Source organism: Marinifilum breve (genome assembly GCF_003202155.1).
GTDB lineage: Bacteria > Bacteroidota > Bacteroidia > Bacteroidales > Marinifilaceae > Marinifilum > Marinifilum breve.
On the sequence record NZ_QFLI01000113.1, the window covers coordinates 1 to 504 of the forward strand.

1 rRNA gene is annotated in these 504 nt (G+C 53.8%); it reads right to left on the bottom strand.

The features are described 5' to 3' along the window. Nucleotides 1-504 (bottom strand): 23S ribosomal RNA (locus DF185_RS23155); the annotation flags it as partial.

Sequence of the window (504 nt, forward strand, 5' to 3'; positions counted from 1 at the left end):
AGATAGGGACCAAACTGTCTCACGACGTTTTAAACCCAGCTCACGTACCTCTTTAAATGGCGAACAGCCATACCCTTGGGACCGGCTACAGCCCCAGGATGAGATGAGCCGACATCGAGGTGCCAAACACCGCCGTCGATATGAACTCTTGGGCGGTATCAGCCTGTTATCCCCGGAGTACCTTTTATCCGTTGAGCGATGGCCCTTCCATTCAGAGCCACCGGATCACTATGACCTGCTTTCGCACCTGCTCGAGCCGTCACTCTCGCAGTCAAGCGGGCTTGTGCCATTACACTAACCTCACGATGTCCAACCGTGATTAGCCCACCTTCGTGCTCCTCCGTTACTCTTTGGGAGGAGACCGCCCCAGTCAAACTACCCACCAGGCACTGTCCTCATCCCCGATAAGGGGACCAAGTTAGAACATCAAACATACAAGGGTGGTATTTCAAGGTCGGCTCCATAACCACTGGCGTGATTACTTCAAAGCCTCCCACCTATCCT